The sequence below is a fragment of the Methylobacterium sp. WL64 genome, from assembly GCF_008039945.1.
Taxonomy (GTDB): domain Bacteria; phylum Pseudomonadota; class Alphaproteobacteria; order Rhizobiales; family Beijerinckiaceae; genus Methylobacterium.
Window position 1 is genome coordinate 90,604 of the sequence record NZ_VRVA01000001.1, and the last position, 21,624, is coordinate 112,227.

A 21,624-nucleotide genomic window follows, 5' to 3' on the forward strand; every position below is an offset into this window, starting at 1 on the left:
CGGTTCCGGCTCAGGAGATCGATCTTTCTGCGGCGCGCGGCAGCAACAGGACGGTGAGCGAGCGCACGCCCTGCGCGCCGTGGATCAGCACGCCCTCGATGTCGGCGGTGGCCGAAGGTCCCGTATGCAGCACCGCGTAGGCGGAGCGGCCGAATTCCGGTCGCTTGTAGGCCGCCTGAACGTTGGGGAGGATGTCGGCGGGATCGAGCAGCACGATCAGGTGCTGGGCCAGGTAGGCGACGGCGTTCACGATCAGCTCGCCCTCCGTGAACAGCACCGACCCAGTCTCGGCGATGCCGAACACGGCGCGCACCACCGCCACATCGACGTCCTCGACCTCCTGTGGGTAGCGTACCGCCCGTAGGTCGCGGTTGCCGTCGATCTCCGGGACCGCGGAGGCGATCACCTTCGAATCCGCCAACCGCTCGCGCACGCCCATCAGTGGGTCGCCGGTGCGGCCGTCCTCGATCCGGCCGCCCATGCGCTTCAGCCGCTCGCCGAACTCCTCGATCAGGTCGTCCCCGACCAGCGGCGCGAAGGTCGGCACGTTCGGCAGCGGATAATCGCCCGCCGGACGGTTCGCCTTAAGTGCCGCCAAGATGTCCGCGCGCGCGCTCATCGGGCCGTGTCCTTCGCAGCGGTCTCCTTGGCAGCGGTGTTTTTGACCGCCTTCTGCATCCGGTTCTGCTTGTACCAGGCGTGGAAGGTCTGGCGCGGCGCATCCGGCATCTCGCGCTTCTTCCCCCAGGTGTTGAGCGGGTTGTAGACGGCGAAGCGCGGCAGCACCTTCAGCGCCGAATCCGCGGCGCCGATCGCCGCCCGATAGGCGGCGGGCCGAGACAGGACCGCACCCGCGGCCTTCATCATTCCCTGCTTGAGCGCCGGGATGTGATGCTCCTCGACCATGACCTTGCGCCAAGCGAAGATCTGCTCGTGGATGTTGATCTTGACCGGGCAGACGTTGGTGCAGGAGCCGTTCATCGTCGAGGAGAACGGCAGGGTCGAGTATTTCCGCTTGTTGAAGGTCGGGTCGATGATCAACCCGATCGGGCCCGAATAGGTCGCCCCGTAGGAGAGGCCGCCCGAACGCCGGTAGACCGGACAGGTGTTCATGCAGGCACCGCAGCGGATGCACTTCAGCGAGGTCCAGAACTCCTCCAGCCCGAGCCGGGCCGAGCGGCCGTTATCGACCAGCACCATGTGCATCTCGGTGCCCTTGCGGGGTCCGCGGAAATGCGAAGTGTACTGGGTGATCGGCGAGCCGAGCGCCGAGCGCGACAGCAGCCGGATGAACACCCCGAGATGCTCGACCTTGGGGATGATCTTCTCGATGCCGATCGAGTGGATCTGCAGCGGCGGGACGTTGCCGGACAAGTCGGCATTGCCCTCGTTGGTGCAGGTGACGACGGTGCCGGTCTCCGCGATGGCGAAGTTGCAGCCGGTCATGCCGGCATCGGCCTTCAGAATGTAGGGCCGGGTCGTCTCGCGCTGGCTTTCGGCGAGGTAATGGGCGTCGTCGTTGTCCGGATCCGTGCCCAGCGTCTTGGCGAAGACTTCGGCCACGTCCATCCGGGTCTTGTGGACCGCGGGCGCCACGATGTGGCTCGGCTCCTCGTTGTCGAGCTGCTGGATGCGCTCGCCGAGATCGGTCTCGATGATTTCGATGCCGTTGGCGGCCATGTGGTGGCGGAAGCCGCATTCCTCGGTGAGCATCGACTTGGACTTCACGAGGGTCTTGGCGCCGCGGCTGCGCAGGATCTCCAAGACGATGCGGTTGTGGTCGGCGCCGTCCGCGGCCCAGTGGACCTGCACGCCGTTGGCCTTCGCGGCGGCCTCGAACTGCTCGAGATACTGGTCGAGATGGGTGAGCGTGTGCGCCTTGAGGGCGGAGGCGAGCTCCCGCAGCTCCTCCCATTCCGGGATGCCGTGCGCCGAGGTATCGCGTTTCTTGCGCAGGTCCCACAGGCGCTCGTCGTGGGCGGCCTGGTGGAGCGGCGCGGCGAGGAAGCGCTCGGCGGCCTCGCCCTGATCGATCGGGCGGTCGCCGCGGATTTTCGCGCCGCGGGGCTGCGGCTCGCGGGTCTGCGGCGCGCGGATCGGCTTCGTCGCGGCCTCGGCGTGCTGGAGGCGGCCGCCATCCTGGCCGCGCTCGCTCTCGTCGTCGGCAGCGCGGACTTCCGGGTGGATGAGACCATCGTGGGCGCGCGGGTTCAGATCCTCGACGCTCATGCGGCGGCTCCGTTCAGCACTTGCGCGATGTGGATGTAGCGGAGCGGCAGGCCGAGGCGTTCGGCACAGCCCTTCTGATGCATCAGGCACGAGGAATCGGCCGAGACAACATATGCGGCCCCGGCCCGATTCTGGTCGGCGACCTTGTCGTAGCCCATCTTGGCCGAGACAGCCGGCTCGAACACCGAGAAGGTGCCGCCGAAGCCGCAGCACTCGTCCGGCCGGGCGAGATCGACCAGCTCGACGCCCTTGACGAGGCGAAGCAGGTCGAGGGGCTTCGAGAAGTACGGTTTCACGATCTCGGACGGTCGGGCATGGTGGATGCCGCGTAGCGCATTGCAATTGCCGTGATAGGCGACCTTGTGCGGGAACTCCGCCCAGGGCAGAGCCTCGATCTTCAGCACGTCGTGCAGAAACTCGACGAGCTCGTAGGTGCTGGCCCGGACCTTCTTGACCTCGTCCGTCTGCGGGATCGCGGTCAGGTGCTCGCGGACCTGGTGCACGCAGGAGCCCGAGGGCGCCACCACGTAGTCGAAATCCGAGAAGTTCTTGACGAACAGGGCCTCGGTGGCGGCGGCCTCCGCGTGGCAGCCGGTGTTGGCCATCGGCTGGCCGCAACAGGTCTGGTCGAACGGGTATTCCACCGTGCAACCGACCCGCTCCAGCAATTCCAGCGTGGCGATCCCGACTTCCGGCTCGAAAGCGTCGACGTAGCACGGCACGAACAGGCCGACCCGCATGGTCCGGATTCTCCCTGGATCGCCCGCTCCACTGGACTGGAACGGGTCTAGAATTCAGAGAGAGGTCTATCGGATGAGGTTGGTTTTGGCGAGGTCGAGAACTGCGTCACCGCGCCCATCCATCACGGCCCGCAGCACGTAGAGGCTGAAGCCCTTCATCTGCTGCCCGTCGATCTTGGGCGGCATCGAGAGCTCGTTGCGGGCGGTGCGCACATCGAGCAACGAGGGGCCGTCGAAGGCCAGGAACTCGCGCATGGCGCCGGGCAGCTCGGCTGGGTCCTCGACCCGCAGGGCGAAGATGCCGGCGGCCCGCGACATCGCGGCGAAGTCCGGATTGTCGAGCGCGACGCCGGTCTCGAGATAGCCCGCCGCCTTCATCTCCAGCTCCACGAAGCCGAGGGTGCCGTTGTTGAACACCACGACCTTCAGGGGCAGGCGGTGCTGACGCAGGGTTAGGAAGTCGCCCATCAGCATGGCGAAACCGCCGTCGCCGCAAAGCGCGATCACCTGCCGGTTCGGCTCCGCGGCTTGTGCGCCGATCCCCTGGGACAGGGCGTTGGCCATCGAGCCGTGAACCCAGGAGCCGAGCAGGCGCCGTTTGCCGTTCATCTCCAGGTAGCGTGCCGCCCAGATCGTCGGGGTGCCGACATCGGCGGTGAAGATCGCGTCGTCCGCGGCCGCCTCGCTGATCGTCTTCGCGAGATATTGCGGATGGAGCGGGCCGCCCGGCTTCCCGGTGGCGAGATCGTCGAGGCCCGCGCGGGCCTTGGCGTAGTGCGTCAGGCTGGAATCCAGGAACGACCGGTCGGCCTTCGGCTTCAGGCGCGGCAGCAGCGCCCGGATCGTCGCGCCGACATCGCCGACGAGGCCGTGCTCGATGCGGCAGCGGCGGCCGAGTTCGGCGGGGCGCAGATCGACCTGGGCGACCTTCGCGTCCTGCGGGTAGAATTGCTTGTAGGGGAACCCCGTGCCCAGCATCAGCAGGGTGTCGCACGCCATCATGGCGGCGTAGCCGGACGAGAACCCGATCAATCCGGTCATGCCGACATCGTAGGGGTTGTCGAACGCGACGAACTCCTTGCCGCCGAGCGCGTGCACGATTGGACTCTTGAGCGCCTCGGCAAGCTGAAGCAGATCGGAATGGGCGCCGGCGCAGCCGCGTCCGCACAGCAGCGTCACGCGCTTGCCGGCGTTGAGCATGGCCGCCAGCGTATCGAGTTCGGCATCGGCCGGACGGACAACAGGCTTTGCCGGGATCAGCCCGGCCCGAGTGGCCAACGCGCGCTTGGGCGCATCGCGCAGCGCGACGTCGCCCGGGATGACGATGACGGCGACGCCCCCCTCTCCCACGGCGGCGCGGATCGCGTTCTCGAGCACGAACGGCATCTGCGACGGGGCGGACACCAACTCGCAGTAATGGCTGCATTCGCGGAACAGCGCGGTCGGGCGGGTCTCCTGAAAGTACCCCGAGCCGATCTCAGCGGACGGGATCTGCGCGGCGATCGCCAGGACCGGAGTCCGGCTCCGGTGCGCGTCGTAGAGCCCGTTGATCAGGTGCAGGTTGCCGGGGCCGCACGAACCCGCGCATACGGCGAGCTTGCCGGTGACCTGCGCCTCCGCGCTTGCCGCAAAGGCCGCCGCCTCCTCGTGGCGGGTGTGGATCCAGTCGATCTTTCCGCGCGCGCGCAGCGCCTCCGTGATCCCGTTCAGGCTGTCGCCCACAACGCCGTAGATACGCGCGACTCCGGCCTCCTGAAGGGTCTCGGCGATCAGATCGGCGACGTTCTCGATGCGCATGGTTCAAGCTCCGCATTTTCGGAGCCGAACTGTGCGGCCAGCGGTGATGTTCCGCCGCTCTCGGCCCCGTGCTGCATCGCACACATGTCCGATGCAGCAGTCAAGACGGCAGAACCGGAGATTTCGGAGTCTAACCCCGAATGTTCGCGCCCGGGTTTCGCAGAAATTACTGTCCCCGTCGAACGATCAGGGGCGGACTGCGTCCACGTCGCGGGCGATCACGGCGAACAGGTCGCCGAGGCCCGCGAGGCTCGCGGCCTGTAGCTGGGCCGCCGGCACCACCGAGCCGTCGGGCGCCGGCAAATCGCGCGTCGCGGTCGCCGAGGCGACTACGGTGGGATGGAAGCCGAGGTTGAAGGCCGAGCGCGCCGTCGAGTTCACGCACATGTGGGTCATGAAGCCGGCCAGGATGAGGTCGGTGACGCCTGCCCGCTTGAGCCGATCCTCGAGATCCGTGCCTACGAACGAACTCGGAAAGGCCTTGGTGATCACGGCCTCCCCGTCCTGCGGCGCGACCTCCTGCGAGATCTGCCCGATCTCCGCGGCGATGTCGTAAGGCGAGCCGGGGCCGGCATTGTGCTGGATGTGGAAGACCGGCACGCCGGATTCCCGGGCTCGTTTGAGAAGGATCGCGGCCTCCGCGACCGCCGGCTCGACGCCGGACAGGCGCATCACGCCCTCGCGGTACGTATTCTGGATGTCGATGAGGACGAGTGCGGCCCTCTTCAGGCTGGCCGGCTCGGGGCTCAGGCCGGAGAGGCCGCGTAGGGTCTTGAGATCGCTCACCCGTGTCTCCCGATGCGCCCGTGATCGATCCGCCGGTGTGAACCCAATCGGGCAACGGCTGGTGCGGCGGCGGACCTTCCGTGGATCAACGCTGATCCCACTTGTTTCGCCGTCGACGAGGCCACGCCTCGCCCTGAGTCGCAAGGCCGCGTCGGCGCCTGCGCTGACTCTTCGGGGCGTCCGGATGTTCCAGGCGTCGTCCGGGCCGGTGTTTCCCAGCGAAGTCGGGAGCCGCGCTTGATTTCCGCCGCTTCAGAGTCGAAGGACGTCTGGAAACGTTCCTAAGAGATCAGCGTCGAAGAGATCAGCGTCATGGAAGAATTGCTCGCCCGCGTTACCGCCCGCACCGGGCTCGACGCCGCGACCGCGCAGACGGCCATCGGGCACATCCTGGCCTTCCTGCAGAAGGAAGGGCCGGAATCCGAGGTGGGCCAGCTCATGGCCGCGCTCCCCGGTTCCGAAGCTCTCGTGGCCGAGTCGAATGCCGGCGAGAGCGGCGGTGGCGGCCTGATGGGCATGCTCGGCGGCATGATGGGTGGCGGCGGCGTCATGGCGCTCGGCCAGAAGTTGATGGGCGCCGGTGTGCCCATGGGCCAGATGCAGCCGCTCGGCCAGGAGCTGTTCGCTTTCGGCCGTGAGAAGGTCGGCGAGGACGCCATGGGACCGATCATCGGTTCGATCCCGGGCCTCAACCAGTTCGTCTGACGTCCTCGGTCCCGGGGCGGCCCAAACCCTCCGGGACCCGTTTTTCGGCCGCGGCACGTGCGCCGCCGCACCGTTTTCGCGCCAGTCCTGAACGATCGTAAAAAAGTGGTTTCGCCGTCAGAGCTTGGCGGAACCCGTTCACGCGATCCCCGTTATTCGGGATGCAATTCGGACCATCGCCTTCGGCGCGTGACCGGATCGCACTCAGGTAGGCCGGCCATGCCCGTCTTCGACGCCAAGAATCTGGATGCCGCCTTCGAGGGCCATGCGCTGCTCGCGGCGATCCTGCATCCGACCCGCGCCGCTCAGACCCGCGCCCTACGCCATGGACGCCGCCGGGTCGAGCGTGCCTCCGCCCTCGCCGATCCGTTGACGATCGAGCCACGCTTCCCCGGCACCAGCGACGAACTCGCCTCGGCGACCTTCCAGGGGCGCTGACGAATCTTGGTTTGCAGAGGGATTACCAGGGCTGGGGCGTAACGAGACCCTGACGGGTCACCACGACCCACTCCCGACCACGGCGCTCGACACCCTCGACCCGGCCGATCCCCGGCAGCATGTCTCCAGGCCCGACTTCGACGATGCGGCGGCGCTTGTTTTCCAGGATCGCCGCCCCGTCGTAGACGTCGCGCACAGCCCAGCCGTCGATCACCGCGGGTTTTTCGGCCGCGACGGATTTCGGCTTGGCCTCCGAACCCTTGGTCTCCGAGCCTTTGGCCTCCGCGTTCTTGGCATCGATAGCCTTCGCCTCGGCGACCTTCGCGTCGGCCGCGCGGGTCTCAGCGAGGCTCCCGGTCTGTGTCGGCTCGGACTTGACGGCCGACGCTGCGAAGGACGCGCGGCGCTCCAGTTGCGCGGCGAGATTGGTCATCCGTCCGCTCTGGTCGCGCTCCCCCTGCTCGATACGCTCGCTCAGCGCTGCGGACTTGGTGTTCAAATTCTTATCGAGCTGCGCCAGGCGCTCGCCCAGGGCGCTGCTGCGGCTGCCGGCTTCCTTGCGGGCCATGTCGGTGGCGGCGCGCAGGTCGGCGAGCACCTGATGGAGCTGGGCGATGTCGGCGCCGAGTCGGGCGGTTTCGGTCCGACCGGCATCGACGGTCGTGCTCAGCGCCAGGACGGCGTCGCTCGGCGCGCCGCTGGCGCCGGGGCGCGCGGCGAAGCCGAGGATCAGCCCGAGCGCCAGGGCAGTGCCCGCGATCGCGTAGCGCCGGACCTCTGGACCAGCCAGGGCCGGCATCGCGAATCGCACCGCCGCAGGTGCGGAGACGGGCTCCGGCTTCGGATTCGTTTTACCCGCCACGACGGCCTTCAGCAGTTCGTCGGGAGAGAGGGCCGGCTTGGCTTCGATCTTCGTCATTGCCCCCAACTCCGTCTGCAAGGTCCGCCTGCAAGCGTTCGTTAAGGACGTTTGTTTACGAAACCCTTACCGGCCGCCTCCGCGTCAGGCCGCGAGCCCGCGCTTTTTCAGGAGCGGCGCGATGCTCGGCATCCGGCCACGGAAGGCTGTGTAGGCGTCTCGCGGGTCGCGCAGGTTGCCGGCGCCGTACACGAAAGTCCGCAGCCGCTTTGCCGTCTCCGGGTCGAAGATGTCGCCGGCCTCCTTGAAGGCATCGAAGGCGTCGGCATCCAGCACCTCGGACCAGAGATAGCTGTAGTATCCGGCCGCGTAGCCATCCCCCGAGAAGATGTGAGCGAAGTGCGGCGTCCGATGCCGCATGCTGATCTCGGCCGGCATGCCGATCCGCTGCAGGGCATCCGCTTCGAAGGCCGGCACGTCGAGGCCGGATTCGCCCCCCGCCGAGAGGTGGAGCGTCATGTCGACGATCGCCGAGGCGGTATACTCGATGGTCGCGAAACCCTGGTTGAAGGTGCGTGCCGCCAGGAGCTTGCGCAACAGTGCGTCGGGCATCGGCTCGCCGGTGCGGTGGTGCCGGGCATGGGCCTTGAGCACCTCGGGCTGCTCCAGCCAATGCTCGTAGAGCTGCGACGGCAATTCAACGAAGTCGCGCGACACAGACGTCCCGGAGAGCAGCGGGTAGGTCACATCCGACAGGAGCCCGTGCAGGGCGTGGCCGAACTCGTGGAACAGCGTGCGGGCGTCGTCGAAGGACAGGAGCGCGCTCTCGCCGGCGGGCGCCTTGGCGAAGTTCATTACGTTGACGATCACCGGCGTGACGGTGCCGTTCAGGCGCTCCTGAGAGCGGAACGCGCTCATCCAGGCGCCGGAGCGCTTGGAGGACCGGGCGAAGTAATCGCCCAAGAACAACCCGACCTCGGACCCGTCCGGGTTGCCGACCCGCCACACCCGCACATCCGGATGATAGCGCGGCACGTCGGACAACGCCTCGAAGGTCAACCCGAACAACCGCGACGCCGTATCGAAGGCTGCCTGGATCATCCGGTCGAGGGGCAGGTAGGCCTTCACCTCGCTCTCATCGAGGTCGTGCTCGGCCCGCCTCAGCTTCTCGGTGTAGTGGCGCCAATCGTGCGCCTGGAGCGCGAAATTGTGGCCCTCCTGCCGGACGATCGCCTGAAGCCGCTCGCGCTCGTCGCCCGCCCGCGCCCGGGCCGGCGCCCAGACATCGCGCAGCAGCTCCATGGCGGCGTCGGGGCTCGCCGCCATCGTGTCGTCGAGCTTGAAATGCGCGAAGCTGTCGAAGCCGAGCAGTCGGGCGTGCTCGGCGCGCAAGCCCACCATCTCCACGATGATGGCGCGGTTGTCGGTGGCGCCGCCATTCTCGCCGCGCCGGGTCCAGGCCGCGTAGGCCTTTTCGCGTAGGTCGCGACGGGTGGAGAACACCAGGAACGGCTCTATCAGCGAGCGCGAGAGGGTGATGACGTGACCATCCAGCCCGCGCTCCCGGGCCGCGCTTTCGGCGGCGGCGCGCAGGAACGGCGGCAGGCCGGCCAGGTCGTCCTCGCTGGAGAGCGGCAGGGTGAAGCTGCTCTCGTCGGCGAGCAGGTTCTGGCTGAACTGGGTGCCGAGTTCCGACATCCGGGCGGCGATCTCGGCGATGCGTGCCTTATCGTCCGGTCCGAGTTCGGCGCCGGCGCGACGGAAGCGGATACGGTAGCGCTCGAGCACCCGGCGCTCCTCCGGCCCGAGCCCCTCCGCCTCGGCGTCGACCGCCGAGATGCGGGCCCAGAGCTGCGGGTTGAGATAGATGGCGCTGCCGTGCCGGGCGAGCTTCGGGCCGATCGCCCGCTCGATCGCCTGCAGGTCCGTGTTCGTGTGGCTGCCGGTCAGGTTGTAGAAGACGCCGGCGACCCGCTCGAGGGCCTGGCCGGCCCGCTCCATCGCCGCGACGGTGTTGGCGAAGGTGGCGGGCGCCGTGTCGGCCGCGATGCCCTGGATCTCGGCATCGTGGGCGGCGAGCGCGGCATCGAAGGCCGGCATGTAATGCGCAGCCTGGATGCGCTCGAACGGCGGCAACCCATAGGGCGTGCTCCACTGCGCGTCGCGGAAGGGATTGTCCTGCGGCAGGCTCGGAAGCCCGGCATCAGCTACGTCCGCCATTCGGTCCTCGGTGGTGCGTCGGACGGACCATGCCTTCGGTCCGCCCCGTCAGGCCGCAAGATGGGGTTCGCGGCCGCGTCCCGGAAGACAGAGGCCCGATAGGCGGCCCCGTCAACAGGGTCGGATCGATCCGAATGCGGTTCCGTTCGTTTCCTCCCGTCCCACGCCCACGCTTCGAGGTCCCATGCCGCTCCTCCGACCGACGACTCTTCTGGCGCGCGGCGTCCTCGCGCTGGGCTTGTGGGCGCCCGCTGCCCTCCCCGGTGCGGCGGCCGAGGCGCCCGCCACACTCCCGGTTCCGCCGCCGCTCCCGCCGGAACGGCCGGACGCGCTGAAGCCCGCACAGCCGGCGGAGCAGAAATCCGCGTCGACACCCGAGGCCGCAAAGCCGACGCCACCGGCCCGTCCTGCCGAGCTGACGCCGCCGAAGGACGCCGCCGCGGAGCCTCAGAAGCCCGAGATCCCGACACCGCCGCCGACACCGCCGGAGCGACCGCCGGAACTGTCCGGCGAGGCGGCGCTGGCCCTCAAGGTCGCGCCGCCGGACGACACCGCCTGCCGGGTGCGGCTCAAGCGCCTCGGCGTGGAGTTCGAACCGCTGCCGCCCATCGCCGAGGGCCAGTGCACCGCACCGCTACCCTTGAAGGTGACCAAGCTCGCCGATGGCATCGCGCTGCCGGGGGGGGCGACGCTGACATGCCAGGTCGCGGAATCCTTCGCGCGCTGGGCGACGGAAGTTCAGGTCGCGGCCGACCGCACGCTCAAGCATCCGCTCACCGGGCTCGAACTCGGCGGCACCTATGTCTGCCGGGGACAGAACCACGATGTCGACGCCAAACTCAGCGATCACGCCTTCTCGGCCGCCGTGGACGTGATGGGCTTCGCCTTCGCGGGTCGCGCGAGCATCCCGGTCAAGGCGATGCCGGCGGGGTCCGAGGAGGCGGACTTCCTGGCCTCCGTCCGCGGGAAAGCCTGCGGGTTCTTCCGCACCGTTCTGGGCCCCGGCACCAACGCGGCCCACGCCAACCACTTCCACTTCGACGAGCGCGAGCGCAATGCCGGCCACCGGCTGTGCGAGTAATGGAGTGGTTTCGGTTCGGCGCGGAACGTTCCCGCACCCTCGAAGCTTGTGCGACCGGAGCGTGTCCGCTCCCGGGGAATATGACGTCGATGATGCGGAGACCTTCGCTGCCGGTTTGCGCGGCTCTGCTGGCAATCGGCGTCGCCGCGCCGGGTCACGCTGCCCCGTCCGACAAGGCGCCCGCGCTGACAGCGGAGGCGATCAACGGCGCCACCTTCAAGTCGCCCAATGCCGACAAGCCGGACGAGAAGTCGGACAAATCCAGGACGGCCAACAAGAAGGCGCGCGCCGGAAAGACATCCGATGCCAAGCCCGACCCGCTGATCGTCAAGGCGCAAGTGCTTCTGGATCGGGCCCGGTTCTATCCAGGCGCCATCGACGGCTTGAAGGGCGAGAACTACCAGCATGCCCTTTCGGCCTTCGCGGCGGCGCAGGGCCTACCCGCGACCCAGGACATGACGCGGGAACTCTGGGACAAGCTTCAGGCCACGAGCGACAAGCCGGTGGTGTCCGACTACGCGGTCACCGATGCGGATGCCTCGGGGCCCTACGTCGAGAAAATCCCGCCGAAGATGGAGGCGCAGGCTGACCTCGAGGAACTGGGCTACACCAATCCGCGGGAGATGCTGGCCGAGCGCTTCCATATGAGCCGCGACCTCGTCAGCGCGCTCAATCCGGACAAGCCGCTCGACAAGGCCGGCACATCGCTCACGGTGGCGGCTGTCGAGCCGATGGGTACCGACAAGCCGAAGGCGAAAGACTTGCCGCACGAGCCGAAGGTCGACCGGATCGAGGTGGACAAGACGAGCCGCGACGTGCGCGCCTTCGGGGCGGACGGCAAGCTTTTGGCCTTCTACCCGGCTTCCATCGGGAGTTCCGAGAAGCCTGCGCCCAGCGGCGAGACCAAGGTCAAGGGCGTCGCGTTCGACCCGGACTACACTTACAATCCGAAATACGCGTTCAAGGGCGTCAAGACGAACCGTAAGTTCTCGATCAAGCCGGGACCGAACAATCCGGTCGGCCTCGTCTGGATTGACCTCGCGATCCCGAGCTACGGCATCCACGGGACGCCCGAGCCCGAGAAGGTCGGGAAGACCGAGTCCCACGGGTGCATCCGACTCACCAACTGGAACGCCCGCGACCTCGCGGCGCACGTCTCCCGGGGCGCGAAGGTCGTGTTCAAGGACGATTGATGCGACTTGCGAATTGCCCTCCAAGGCCGGCCGTGCCGGAGGGCGACAAAAATGTATCGTGAGTTAACATCGCGGCCACCATTGATGCCGGAACGACCCGCGAACGCTTGACACGTCCGGTATTCCAGGCGACGCCACGGGTGGTCTCGCGGACCGTCCGGCGCGCTGCCTCGGCGCTTCCAAGCGCTGCTCCTGCGGCTCGCGAGGCGATACCAACCGCACGGCAAGATCCCCGGCGACGGGGGCGATCGAAGGGAAGACGGCCCGGCGTGACTGCTGACCCCAACGATGACGTCCTGAACGGCGTCCGCGTCCTCGTCGTCGAAGACGAGGCTGCGATCTCGATGCTGCTCGAGGACATGCTGCTCGACTTCGGCTGCGCCGTGGTCGGCCCTGCCGCACGCCTGTCGACCGCCCTCGAAATGGCCGCTCAGGAAACGTTCGAGATCGCGATTCTCGACGTGAACGTGGCCGGCGAACCGATTTACCCGGTGGCCGAAGCGATCGTGCAGCGCGACCTGCCCCTGGTGTTCTCCACGGGCTACGGTGGTGCCGGCATCCGCGAGCCATTCCGCGACAGGCCCGTGGTGCAGAAGCCCTTCAGTCAGGCCGACCTCAAGCGGACGCTGATCAGCGCGATCCGGGCCGCCCGCGGCTGACCGGTCGAATCGTCCGGTCATTGGCCTGCCGCGTTTCGGCGCCCGATGATTGGACCCGAAAAGCCGACTGCCTCACAACCCTTCGATGGTGAAGACGCTCGGCACGTGCACTGGCCACGCGCCGTCGCCGACGAACACGGCGTCGGCCCGAAGCGTCATCCCAGCGCACCAGGGATTGCGGCCGACCCACGCCCGCACCGCGCGGGAGAAGCGCCGACGCTTCGCGGCGTCGATCGCCGTTCGGGCATCGTCCAGCCGGGACCGAGCTTTGACCTCCACGAACACGATGGTGCTTGGACGCCGGACGATCAGGTCGATCTCGCCCCCGGCGAAGCTGACCCGTCGGCCGATCGGCCAGTAGCCTTTGGCCAGCAACGCCGCCATCGCCAGCCACTCGGCCCGGTGCCCGCGCAGATAGGCGGCGCGGCGCTGCAGGATGCGATCCGGCACAGCTCGTCTCAGTCCTGGCTGTCCCGGGCCAGCGCCAGCGCCCGGGTATAGATGGCGCGGCGTGGTTGCCCGGTCTCGTCCGCGACGAGGCTCGCTGCGTCCTTGATCGAGTGCCGCTCAAGGGCGGTGCGGATCAGCTCGTCCAGGGCGGCGTCACCCTCGGCCGTGCGCTCCGGCGCCGTCGCCGCGCCGATGATCACGACGATCTCGCCCTTCGGCGCGCCCTCCTGGCCGAACCGCTCGCTCAACGAGCCCAGCGTGTCCCGGCGGATCGTCTCGTAGAACTTGGTCAGTTCCCGGGTCACCGCGGCAGGACGGTCGGCGCCGAGCACGGATGCGGCGTCGGCCAGCATCTCCGGCAGGCGATGCGGCGACTCGAACAGGACCAGCGTGCCCGGGACCTGGATCAGGGCTTCGAGGCGGTTGCGCCGGGCCCCGGCCTTCTGGGGCAGGAACCCTTCGAAGAAGAACCGGTCGGTGGGCAGGCCCGCGGCCACCAGCGCAGTCATGACCGCGGAGGGCCCGGGCACGGGCGTGATCGCGACCTCGGCCTCGATCGCCGCCTGTACGAGCTTGTATCCGGGATCCGACACGAGCGGCGTCCCGGCATCCGAGACCAGGGCCAGGGCCTCGCCGGCCCGGAGCCGGGCCACCATCCGGTCGCGCACGGCCTCGTTCGAGTGCTCGTGATAGGCGAGCAACGGGGTCGTGATCCCGTAATGCGCCAAGAGCGTCCGGGTCACCCTCGTATCCTCGGCCAGCACGGCGTCGGCCGCCGCCAGGGTCGCGAGCGCCCGGATGGTGATGTCGCGCAGGTTGCCGATCGGCGTCGCCACAATGTGCAGACCCGGCGCCAACGGCTCCGTCTCGCTGGCGAGGCCGAAGGCCGTGAACGTGGTGTTCCGCGGGCGGTCCGCACCGGGCCTCTGGGACGGGGGTGTGGAAGTGGGTTTGGTTGAGATCGCTGGCCCCGGGGCATCGAATCGACGGTTCATCGCGGGTGATCTTGCCACAGTGCCGGCCCCGCGTCGCGGCTGCACGTCGAGTCCGGGGGCAAGTCGGTCTCGGCGCGTTTACATTTGAAAAATGCCCGGTCAGGTTGTTCGAACCTGCCCGAAGGAGACCGCCATGGCGCGTCCGAAGTGTGGGCGGAACCGTCTCGTGCGGGTCACCGCCCTGACCGTTGCACTCAGTGCCTTGGCGCTGGGTGGCTGCGTCGGCGGATTCGGGGACGGACGCGCGGCCCGGCGCGGCGGGCAGCCCCGGGCCGAACTGTCGCCGCCGGCCGACGTGCCGCAGGGCGGTGCCCCATCGGTCGCGGCGGACCAGAACGCTGCCCCCCTCACCCCGGCGGCGGCTGGCGGCAACCGTATCGGCTCGGGAACCGTGAAGGTCGCGCTGGTCCTGCCTTTGACCGGCACTGGAGTGGCCGTCGGGACGGCCATGCGCAACGCCGCGCAGCTCGCCTTCGACGAGGCCCAGCAACCGGACCTGACGATCCTGATCGAGGACGACCGCGGCAGTTCGGACGGCGCCAGGGAGGCGACTCAGGAGGCCCTGAAGGAGGGCGCCGACATCGTGCTCGGTCCCGTTTTCGCCGCCAACGTCCAGGCCGCCGCCGTACCCGCCCGGGCCGCCGGCAAACCGGTGATCGGGTTCTCGACGGATGCCTCCGTGGCCGCCCGGGGGATCTATCTTCTCAGCTTCCTGCCGCAGCCCGAGGTCGACCGGATCGTCGACGAGTCGGTCGCCGACGGCCGGCGCTCCTTCGCGGCTTTGATCCCGGAGACCGCCTACGGCAACGCCGTCGAGGCCGAGTTCCGTGAGGCGGTCGCCCGCAAGGGGGCGCGGGTCGCGGCGGTCGAACGCTATCCGTCGGGGGCCCCCGGGCCGGCGGTGGAGCGGCTGGCGCGCGTCATCACGGGGGCCGGCGCGACGGCCGATACGCTGTTCATCCCGGATACCGCAGAGGCGATGCCGGCGGTGGCGGCGGCGCTGACTAAGGCCGGCTACAACCCGGCCCGGGTCAGGCCGGTCGGCACGGCACTTTGGAACGAGCCGTCGCTCTACGCGCTGCCCGCGCTCCAGGGCGGGCGGTTCGCCTCGCCCGACCGAAGCGGCTTCTCTAGTTTCAGCGGTCGCTACCAGGCCCGGTTCGGTGCCGTGCCGCCGCGGGTCGCCTCCCTCGCGTACGACGCCGTGATGCTGTCGGCGGCGCTGAACCGGCAATACGGATCGCAACGATTCGCCGAGACGACGCTGACCAACGCCTCCGGCTTCTCTGGAACGGACGGCACCTTCCGGTTTCGGCCAGAGGGGCTCAGCGATCGGGCGCTGGCGGTCTACGAGATCCGCAACAACGCCGCGACCGTGGTCAGCCCGGCACCGCGCGTCCTAGCCAAGCCCGGGACTTGATGATCGAGCCCGTCAGGCCGCGAGTTCGGCCACCAGGGCGTTGAGCACCGGCGCACCGCGGGGCGTGGCAGCGATTCGGCCGCCCGGCAGGCGATGGAGCAGGCCGTCGCCGACCAGCATGCCGATCCGGTTGCTGTTGAGCGGCCGGCCCTTCAGGGCGGCGTAGCGCTCGGGATCGATCCCCTCAGTCAGCCGCAGGCCCATCACGAGGAACTCGTCGGCCTGGTCTGCCGCCGCCAGGGTCTCGGTCTCGACGATCCCGTGGGCGTCGCGCTCGACGCGGGCGAGCCACGCTTCCGGGTTGCGTTCGGTGACGGTGCCGATCCGCCCGGCCGGCGTGACAAGGCGCCCATGGGCCCCCGGCCCGATGCCGGCATATTCGCCGTAGCGCCAGTAGAGCAGGTTGTGGCGGGATTCCGCGCCCGGCCGGGCATGGTTGGAGATCTCGTAGGACGGCAGGCCCGCCTGCCCGCAGACCTCCTGGGTCACGTCGTAGAGGATCCGGCCCACCTCGTCGTCGGGCGTCACCAGCTTGCCGGCGGCGGCGAGGCCGTGGAACGGCGTGCCCGGCTCGATGGTGAGCTGGTAGAGCGACAGGTGTTCGGCGGCGCGGGTGAGCGCCTCGTTCAGCTCGGCCCGCCACAGGGCGGGGGTCTGGTCGGGGCGTGCGTAGATCAGGTCGAACGAGGTCCGGTCGAACACCGCCTGCGCGATGCCGATCGCCGCGAAGGCGTCCTCGGCGTTGTGCAGCCGCCCGAGCTTCTTCAACGACGCGTCGTCCAGCGCCTGCACGCCGAGCGACACCCGGTTCACCCCGGCGGTCCGGTAGCCGCGGAAGCGGCTGGCCTCGACGCTCGACGGGTTGGCCTCCAGGGTGATTTCGATATCCGAGGCCATCGCCCAGTGCGCCGCCACCGCGTCGAGAAGGCCTGCCACCGTCCCGGGATCCATCAGCGACGGCGTACCGCCGCCGAGGAAGATGCTGGTGACGGTGCGGCCCGGGGTACGGGCGGCGCTGTGGGCGATCTCCGCCCGGAAGGCGTCGAGGTAGCGCGCCTGATCCACGCCCGCATGCCGGACGTGGCTGTTGAAGTCGCAATATGGGCACTTCGCGGCGCAGAAGGGCCAGTGCAGGTAGATGCCGAAGCCCGCGTCGCGGGTCGGATGGTCCGGGCCGGTCGAAGTCATGATCGCCGGGATGTGCGCGTGCCAGCGCGGTTTGGCAATCAGGCCGCCGGCGCCAGGCAGGCGCGGCTCAACAACACGAAGGCCCGGGCGCGGTGCGACAGCCCCTCCCCCTTCTGCCAATCGACACCGTGCTTCTCCTCGGCGCTCATCTCGCCGAAGGTCCGGGCATGGCCGTCCGGCTGGAAGATCGGATCGTAGCCGAAGCCGGCATCGCCCCGCGGCGGAACGAGCGTGCCGAACACACGGCCCTCGAAAAGCTCGGTATGGCCGTCCGGCCAGGCGAGCACGAGCGCGGAGACGAAATGCGCCGTCCGGTCGCTCGCGTCGCGCTGTTCCAGCTCCGAGACGATGCGTGCCATCGCGCCGGAAAAGTCCTTGGTCGGACCGGCCCAGCGCGCGGAGAAGATGCCCGGCGCGCCGTCCAGCGCATCGACGCAGAGGCCGGAATCGTCCGCGAAGGCGGGCAGTCCGGTCGCCTTGGCGGCGGCATGCGCCTTGATGGCGGCGTTCTCGGAGAACATCGTGCCGGTCTCGTCAGGCTCGGGCAGCCCCAGCTCGCCGGCCGAGACCGCCTCGATCCCGAACGGTGCCAGCAGCTCGCGCATCTCGGTGAGCTTGCCCGCGTTGTGGGTGGCGATCACCACCTTGCCGGTCAGCCTGCGGCTCACGCGATCGTCTCCTTCTGGAGCGCCACCAGCCGGTCGGTGCCGGCGCGGGCCAGCCGCAGCAATTCGAGGAGCTGGGCCTCGGAGAACGGCTCCATCTCGGCGGTGCCCTGCACCTCGACGATGCCGCCCTTGCCGGTCAGCACGAAGTTCGCGTCGGTCTCGGCCGCCGAATCCTCGGCGTAGTCGAGGTCGAGCACCGGTGTGCCCTTGTACAGGCCGCAAGACACGGCCGCGACGTGGTCGCGCAGCGGGTCCACCGAGATGATCGAGCGGGTGCGCATCCAGGCGAAGCAATCGTAGAGCGCCACCCAGGCACCGGTGATCGCCGCGGTACGGGTGCCGCCATCGGCCTGGATCACGTCGCAATCGACGGTGATCTGGCGCTCTCCCATTGCGGGCAGGTTGGTGACCGCGCGGAGCGACCGGCCGATAAGCCGCTGGATCTCCTGCGTGCGGCCCGAGGGCTTGCCCGAATTGATCTCGCGCCGGGTCCGGTCATGCGTCGCGCGCGGCAGCATCGCATACTCGGCGGTGACCCAGCCCTTGCCGGAGCCGCGCAGCCACGGGGGACCGCGCTCTTCGAGGGAGGCGGTGCAGAGCACGCGGGTGTTGCCGAAGCTGACCAGGCAGGAGCCCTCGGCGTAGCGCGAGACCGCGCGCTCCAGGGTGACCGGCCGCAGCTCGTCGGCGGCGCGCTTCGAAGGCCTCATCGCGGGCCCTTTCTGATGAGAGTGTGAGGGCCGGGCTCTTAGGCCGCGGAGCCTGCGCGGGCAAGCATCGCCGTACGGATTGATCCCTGGACACCGGGCGGACATGATCGCACGACAGGATGACCGCGTGACCGATTCCAACAGCCTCTTTCCGCAAGACCCCTCGATGCAGGCGCTCGCCGCCCTCAACGAGCGCGCCCGCGAGATCTTCCGGCAGATCGTCGAGAGCTATCTCACGACCGGCGAGCCGGTGGGGTCGCGCAACCTGGCGCGCATCCTCCCGATGGCGCTGTCGCCGGCCTCGATCCGCAACGTCATGGCGGACCTGGAGCATTCCGGCCTGATCTTCGCGCCGCACACCTCGGCCGGCCGGCTGCCGACCGAGCTCGGGCTGCGGTTCTTCGTGGATGCCATGCTCGAACTCGGCGATGTCGGCCAGGAGGAGCAGACCCGGATCGAGGCGGAGATGCGCGCCGCCGCCTCTGGCCACACCTTCGATTCGGCGCTGGCCGCAGCCTCGACCATGCTGTCGGGCATCTCGCGCGGCGCCGGCGTGGTTCTGACCACGAAGGCGAACGTCCACCTCAAGCACATCGAGTTCGTCCGCCTCGATCCGGCCCGCGCCCTCGTGGTGCTGGTCTCCGACGACGGCTCGGTGGAGAACCGGCTGGTCGACCTGCCGCCGGGTCTGCCAGCCGGCGCGCTCCAGGAGGCCACGAACTTCCTCAATGCCCGGCTGCAGGGCCGCACCCTCGGCACGCTGCGCGCCGAGATCGAGGCTGGCCGCAAGGCAATGAAGCGCGAGTTGGACGCGCTGACCGAGCGCTTGGTCGATGCAGGCCTCGCGACGCCGGTGGGCCCGAGCGAAGCCCGGCAACTGATCGTGCGCGGTCAAGCGAACCTGCTCGACGACCTGCGCGCCGTCGAGGACCTCGAGCGCATCCGCCTGCTGTTCAACGATCTCGAGACCCAGAAGGACGTCATCGACCTCCTGGCCCGTGCCGAGGGCGGCGAGGGCGTGCGGATCTTCATCGGCTCGGAGAACAAGCTGTTCTCGCTCTCGGGCTCGTCGCTGATCGCCGCGCCGTTCCGCGACGGGTCGCAGAAGATCGTCGGCGTCGTCGGCGTGATCGGGCCCACGCGGCTGAACTACGCCCGTATCGTCCCGATGGTCGATTACACCGCCCGGGTGGTCTCGAAGCTGCTCGACGGCAGCCGCTGACAGCCGCCCGTCGGGCCGCGCTCAAGCGGCCCGGACGGTGTGCAGGAAGTCTGCAACCTCGCGAGACAGCTGCGCCGATTGCCGCGAGAGCGCGGAGGCCGCGTCGAGCACCTGATGGGCGGCCGTGCCGGTCTGCTCCGAGGCCGCGGCGACGCCGGTGATGTTCGTGGTGACCTCGTCTGTCCCGCTCGCCGCCTGGCTGACGTTGCGCACGATCTCCTGGGTCGCCGTGCCCTGCTGCTCCACCGCGGCCGCTACCGCGCCTGTGACGCGGTTGATGTCGCGGATGCGCGTCATGATCCCGCCGATCGCCTGCGTGGCGTGGTCGGTCGATCCTTGGATCCGACCGATCAGGCCGGTGATCTCTTCGGTGACGCGTCCGGTCTGGGCAGCCAGTTCCTTCACCTCGGACGCAACGACGGCGAAGCCCCGTCCGGCCTCGCCCGCGCGCGCGGCCTCGATCGTCGCGTTCAGGGCGAGGAGATTGGTCTGGGCCGCGATGCTGGAGATCAGCCCGACCGCGTCGCCGATCTTCGAGACCGCCTGGGCCAGGTCCTGCACCAGATGGCCGGTCTGGTCCGCCTCGCCGACCGCCGCTTGCGCCAGGGTGGTCGAGCCCTCCACCTGCCCGGCAATCTCCCGGACGCTGGTGCCGAGTTGCTCCGCTGCGGCCGCGACCGTGCGGACGTTGGTGGCCGCCTCCTCGGCGGCGGCCGCGACGCTGGTCGATTGCGCCGCAGCCTGGGTCGCGCTCGCCGTCAGGGTCTGGGCCGTGGCCTCAAGCTCGGTGGCCGAGGACGAGACCATGCCGACGATCGCCCCGACGGCCTGCTCGAAGCCATCGGCCAGCGCATTCATCGCGCGCCTGCGCTCGGATTCGGCGGCCTCGTCCGCCCCGCGCTTCACCTCGGCCTGGTCGCGCGCCCGCTGCGCCACCAAAGCCTTGATGCCCTCGACCGCTTGGCCGACCAGGCCGATCTCGTCGCCGCGCCGAGCCTCGGCGATCTCGGTATCGAGCGCGCCCTGGCTCATGCGCTGCAGGACGCCAACCAAGCGATTGAGCGGACGCGAGACGGTGAGCGTCATCAGCCGGCCAACGACGAGGCCGACCACGAGCAGGACCAGAAGGGTGGCCACCGCCAGCTCCTTCGCCAACAGCGTGGTCGAAGCCAGCGCCTCGGCGCTGTCGACCGAGAGCGCGATGTACCAGTCGAGCGATGGCGGCAGGTTCGGGACGCGGGCGAAGGCGGTGAAGGTCGCCCGGCCGCCCTCCTGGGTCTCGGCAAGGTCGCCGCCGATCTTCGGCGGCGGCCCCGCGATCAAGTCCGACAGCGGTTTGCCGATCAGCTCCGCGCGCGGATGGGCCAGCACCGTTCCACCGCGCGACACCAAATATGCGTAGCTTTTGCCGCCCGCGCCGACCTCGGCGATCATCCGGGTCAGGGCGGCGCTGTCGAAGTCGCCTCCGATCACGCCGAGGACCGCCCGGTTCTTGCCGAAGACTGGCCCCGCCGCAGTGATCGTGACGGCGTTGGTTCCGGCGTCGATATAGGGCTCGGTCAAGACAGCTTGCCCCGCCGCCAAGGCATCCTTGTACCAGGGACGCTCACGCGGGTCGTAGCCGGAGGGCAGCTCGGACTTGGGCACCATTGTGTAAAAGCCGTCCGGACGGCCGATATACGCACTGAAGAAGAGGTTGCGCGCCATCGGCAGACCGAGGACGTCGTTCGCCTCCGGCCCGATTCCGGCAAGCGCGATCTGCTGCGCCATGAGCTGTGTCACGTCGAGCTTGCCGCGCAACCAGTTTCCGACACTCCGCGCCGATGCGACGCTCAGGCTCGCCATGTTTGCGTTGAGGTTAGCCCGTAGGGCGGAGGATTGCGTGGCGTAGAGATAGGCAGAACTTGCGCCGAAGGCGGCACAGACCACGCTCAGGATCAGGAGCATGGCGCGGCCGGAGACTCCAAGGCGCGGTCGCCAGCCGCGCGCAGGTCCGACCGCGTTGAATTCCTGTCCCGACATGCCCTGCCCTCGTCAGCCGCTAATCGATCGATCACCCCCGCAGGACCTGCACCCGTAAATCGACACCGATAATTGTTGTCGATCACTGGAATGCTGTCCGCGGACACTGAACGATCGATCTTCATCGAAGCGTCTCAGCTGCTGGTTCAGAAGCATCAACCGTGCCGACCGCTTCGCTATTCTTCACAGCTTTCGATCATCTTGCAATCTCTTGCTGCGCATCGAAGTGAGTGTCAGGGCTT

General features: G+C 68.9%; 20 protein-coding genes. 7 read left to right on the top strand and 13 right to left on the bottom strand.

Translation table 11 applies throughout. From position 1 onward, the window contains the following. Window positions 1-10 precede the first annotated feature (10 nt). From FV242_RS00420 to FV242_RS00440, 5 genes are all read right to left on the bottom strand, one after another. A complete protein-coding gene (locus FV242_RS00420; protein WP_147937543.1) occupies window positions 11-619 on the bottom strand; it encodes an LUD domain-containing protein in 609 nt (202 codons plus the stop codon). Beyond that, window positions 616-2,229 carry a lactate utilization protein B gene (locus FV242_RS00425; protein WP_147937544.1) on the bottom strand — a complete coding sequence of 538 codons (1,614 nt, stop codon included), beginning with the start codon at window positions 2,227-2,229 and terminating at the stop codon, window positions 616-618. Before FV242_RS00425 ends, FV242_RS00420 begins: the two co-directional genes overlap by 4 nt. Further along, complete coding sequence (locus FV242_RS00430; protein ID WP_147906944.1) at window positions 2,226-2,969, bottom strand: (Fe-S)-binding protein; 744 nt, start codon at window positions 2,967-2,969, stop codon at window positions 2,226-2,228. Before FV242_RS00430 ends, FV242_RS00425 begins: the two co-directional genes overlap by 4 nt. Window positions 2,970-3,035: 66 nt before the next feature. After that, window positions 3,036-4,766 carry a ubiquinone-dependent pyruvate dehydrogenase gene (gene poxB / locus FV242_RS00435; protein WP_147937545.1) on the bottom strand — a complete coding sequence of 577 codons (1,731 nt, stop codon included), beginning with the start codon at window positions 4,764-4,766 and terminating at the stop codon, window positions 3,036-3,038. A 186-nt stretch (window positions 4,767-4,952) separates the two neighbouring features. Beyond that, a complete protein-coding gene (locus tag FV242_RS00440) occupies window positions 4,953-5,552 on the bottom strand; it encodes a cysteine hydrolase family protein (protein WP_147937546.1) in 600 nt (199 codons plus the stop codon). A gap of 312 nt (window positions 5,553-5,864) precedes the next feature. On the opposite strand from FV242_RS00440, the gene FV242_RS00445 reads away from it, so the two are divergent. Together FV242_RS00445 and FV242_RS00450 are read left to right on the top strand one after the other, a co-directional pair. After that, window positions 5,865-6,257 carry a DUF2267 domain-containing protein gene (locus tag FV242_RS00445; RefSeq protein ID WP_147854372.1) on the top strand — a complete coding sequence of 131 codons (393 nt, stop codon included), beginning with the start codon at window positions 5,865-5,867 and terminating at the stop codon, window positions 6,255-6,257. A 219-nt stretch (window positions 6,258-6,476) separates the two neighbouring features. Then, a complete protein-coding gene (locus tag FV242_RS00450) occupies window positions 6,477-6,695 on the top strand; it encodes a hypothetical protein (protein WP_147937547.1) in 219 nt (72 codons plus the stop codon). 22 nt (window positions 6,696-6,717) lie between these two features. Here the strand turns inward: FV242_RS00450 and FV242_RS00455 are convergent, their stop codons facing one another. Beyond that, entirely contained in the window at window positions 6,718-7,614 is an 897-nt protein-coding gene (locus tag FV242_RS00455) for a hypothetical protein (protein WP_147937548.1), read from the bottom strand. An 84-nt stretch (window positions 7,615-7,698) separates the two neighbouring features. Next, on the bottom strand, window positions 7,699-9,774 hold the full coding sequence (locus FV242_RS00460; RefSeq protein WP_147937549.1) for a M3 family metallopeptidase: 2,076 nt from the start codon (window positions 9,772-9,774) through the stop codon (window positions 7,699-7,701). Between the two features lie 184 nt (window positions 9,775-9,958). Between FV242_RS00460 and FV242_RS00465 the strand changes: the two genes are divergently transcribed. From FV242_RS00465 to FV242_RS00475, 3 genes are all read left to right on the top strand, one after another. Then, window positions 9,959-10,855: an extensin family protein gene (locus FV242_RS00465; RefSeq protein ID WP_147937550.1), complete on the top strand. Its 897-nt coding sequence runs from the start codon at window positions 9,959-9,961 to the stop codon at window positions 10,853-10,855. 89 nt (window positions 10,856-10,944) lie between these two features. Beyond that, entirely contained in the window at window positions 10,945-12,048 is a 1,104-nt protein-coding gene (locus FV242_RS00470) for a L,D-transpeptidase (RefSeq protein ID WP_187193368.1), read from the top strand. A 269-nt stretch (window positions 12,049-12,317) separates the two neighbouring features. Further along, window positions 12,318-12,707, top strand: a complete 390-nt coding sequence (locus FV242_RS00475) for a response regulator (protein WP_147906951.1) — start codon at window positions 12,318-12,320, stop codon at window positions 12,705-12,707. A gap of 72 nt (window positions 12,708-12,779) precedes the next feature. Here FV242_RS00475 and FV242_RS00480 read toward each other — a convergent pair whose 3' ends face one another. Beyond that, window positions 12,780-13,169: a YraN family protein gene (locus FV242_RS00480; RefSeq protein WP_147937551.1), complete on the bottom strand. Its 390-nt coding sequence runs from the start codon at window positions 13,167-13,169 to the stop codon at window positions 12,780-12,782. Then, window positions 13,166-14,152 (bottom strand): 16S rRNA (cytidine(1402)-2'-O)-methyltransferase, encoded by a 987-nt coding sequence (gene rsmI / locus FV242_RS00485; RefSeq protein ID WP_147906953.1) that lies wholly within the window; start codon window positions 14,150-14,152, stop codon window positions 13,166-13,168. Before rsmI ends, FV242_RS00480 begins: the two co-directional genes overlap by 4 nt. Before the next feature lie 133 nt (window positions 14,153-14,285). Between rsmI and FV242_RS00490 the strand changes: the two genes are divergently transcribed. Continuing rightward, window positions 14,286-15,572, top strand: a complete 1,287-nt coding sequence (locus FV242_RS00490) for a penicillin-binding protein activator (protein ID WP_187278296.1) — start codon at window positions 14,286-14,288, stop codon at window positions 15,570-15,572. Between the two features lie 12 nt (window positions 15,573-15,584). On the opposite strand, the gene hemW is transcribed toward FV242_RS00490, so the two are convergent. From hemW to rph, 3 genes are read right to left on the bottom strand one after another with little or no spacing between them, the layout of a single operon-like run. After that, on the bottom strand, window positions 15,585-16,760 hold the full coding sequence (hemW, locus tag FV242_RS00495; RefSeq protein ID WP_187278297.1) for a radical SAM family heme chaperone HemW: 1,176 nt from the start codon (window positions 16,758-16,760) through the stop codon (window positions 15,585-15,587). Between the two features lie 38 nt (window positions 16,761-16,798). Continuing rightward, window positions 16,799-17,428 carry an RdgB/HAM1 family non-canonical purine NTP pyrophosphatase gene (gene rdgB / locus FV242_RS00500; RefSeq protein WP_147906954.1) on the bottom strand — a complete coding sequence of 210 codons (630 nt, stop codon included), beginning with the start codon at window positions 17,426-17,428 and terminating at the stop codon, window positions 16,799-16,801. Continuing rightward, on the bottom strand, window positions 17,425-18,138 hold the full coding sequence (rph, locus tag FV242_RS00505) for a ribonuclease PH (RefSeq protein WP_147906955.1): 714 nt from the start codon (window positions 18,136-18,138) through the stop codon (window positions 17,425-17,427). The genes rdgB and rph overlap by 4 nt, the downstream gene beginning before the upstream one ends. Before the next feature lie 166 nt (window positions 18,139-18,304). Between rph and hrcA the strand changes: the two genes are divergently transcribed. Further along, window positions 18,305-19,360 carry a heat-inducible transcriptional repressor HrcA gene (gene hrcA / locus FV242_RS00510; protein WP_147906967.1) on the top strand — a complete coding sequence of 352 codons (1,056 nt, stop codon included), beginning with the start codon at window positions 18,305-18,307 and terminating at the stop codon, window positions 19,358-19,360. A 21-nt stretch (window positions 19,361-19,381) separates the two neighbouring features. Here hrcA and FV242_RS00515 read toward each other — a convergent pair whose 3' ends face one another. Next, window positions 19,382-21,382 carry a methyl-accepting chemotaxis protein gene (locus FV242_RS00515; protein WP_246692548.1) on the bottom strand — a complete coding sequence of 667 codons (2,001 nt, stop codon included), beginning with the start codon at window positions 21,380-21,382 and terminating at the stop codon, window positions 19,382-19,384. Window positions 21,383-21,624 lie beyond the last annotated feature (242 nt).

Bases quoted from the DNA above. Each gene is read 5' to 3' on its own strand.
- FV242_RS00420 (WP_147937543.1), bottom strand. From the start codon at position 619: ATGAGCGCGCGCGCGGACATCTTGGCGGCACTTAAGGCGAACCGTCCG.
- FV242_RS00425 (WP_147937544.1), bottom strand. From the start codon at position 2,229: ATGAGCGTCGAGGATCTGAACCCGCGCGCCCACGATGGTCTCATCCAC.
- FV242_RS00430 (WP_147906944.1), bottom strand. From the start codon at position 2,969: ATGCGGGTCGGCCTGTTCGTGCCGTGCTACGTCGACGCTTTCGAGCCG.
- poxB (WP_147937545.1), bottom strand. From the start codon at position 4,766: ATGCGCATCGAGAACGTCGCCGATCTGATCGCCGAGACCCTTCAGGAG.
- FV242_RS00445 (WP_147854372.1), top strand. From the start codon at position 5,865: ATGGAAGAATTGCTCGCCCGCGTTACCGCCCGCACCGGGCTCGACGCC.
- FV242_RS00450 (WP_147937547.1), top strand. From the start codon at position 6,477: ATGCCCGTCTTCGACGCCAAGAATCTGGATGCCGCCTTCGAGGGCCAT.
- FV242_RS00455 (WP_147937548.1), bottom strand. From the start codon at position 7,614: ATGACGAAGATCGAAGCCAAGCCGGCCCTCTCTCCCGACGAACTGCTG.
- FV242_RS00460 (WP_147937549.1), bottom strand. From the start codon at position 9,774: ATGGCGGACGTAGCTGATGCCGGGCTTCCGAGCCTGCCGCAGGACAAT.
- FV242_RS00465 (WP_147937550.1), top strand. From the start codon at position 9,959: ATGCCGCTCCTCCGACCGACGACTCTTCTGGCGCGCGGCGTCCTCGCG.
- FV242_RS00470 (WP_187193368.1), top strand. From the start codon at position 10,945: ATGATGCGGAGACCTTCGCTGCCGGTTTGCGCGGCTCTGCTGGCAATC.
- rsmI (WP_147906953.1), bottom strand. From the start codon at position 14,152: ATGAACCGTCGATTCGATGCCCCGGGGCCAGCGATCTCAACCAAACCC.
- FV242_RS00490 (WP_187278296.1), top strand. From the start codon at position 14,286: ATGGCGCGTCCGAAGTGTGGGCGGAACCGTCTCGTGCGGGTCACCGCC.
- hemW (WP_187278297.1), bottom strand. From the start codon at position 16,760: ATGACTTCGACCGGCCCGGACCATCCGACCCGCGACGCGGGCTTCGGC.
- rph (WP_147906955.1), bottom strand. From the start codon at position 18,138: ATGAGGCCTTCGAAGCGCGCCGCCGACGAGCTGCGGCCGGTCACCCTG.
- hrcA (WP_147906967.1), top strand. From the start codon at position 18,305: ATGCAGGCGCTCGCCGCCCTCAACGAGCGCGCCCGCGAGATCTTCCGG.
- FV242_RS00515 (WP_246692548.1), bottom strand. From the start codon at position 21,382: ATGTCGGGACAGGAATTCAACGCGGTCGGACCTGCGCGCGGCTGGCGA.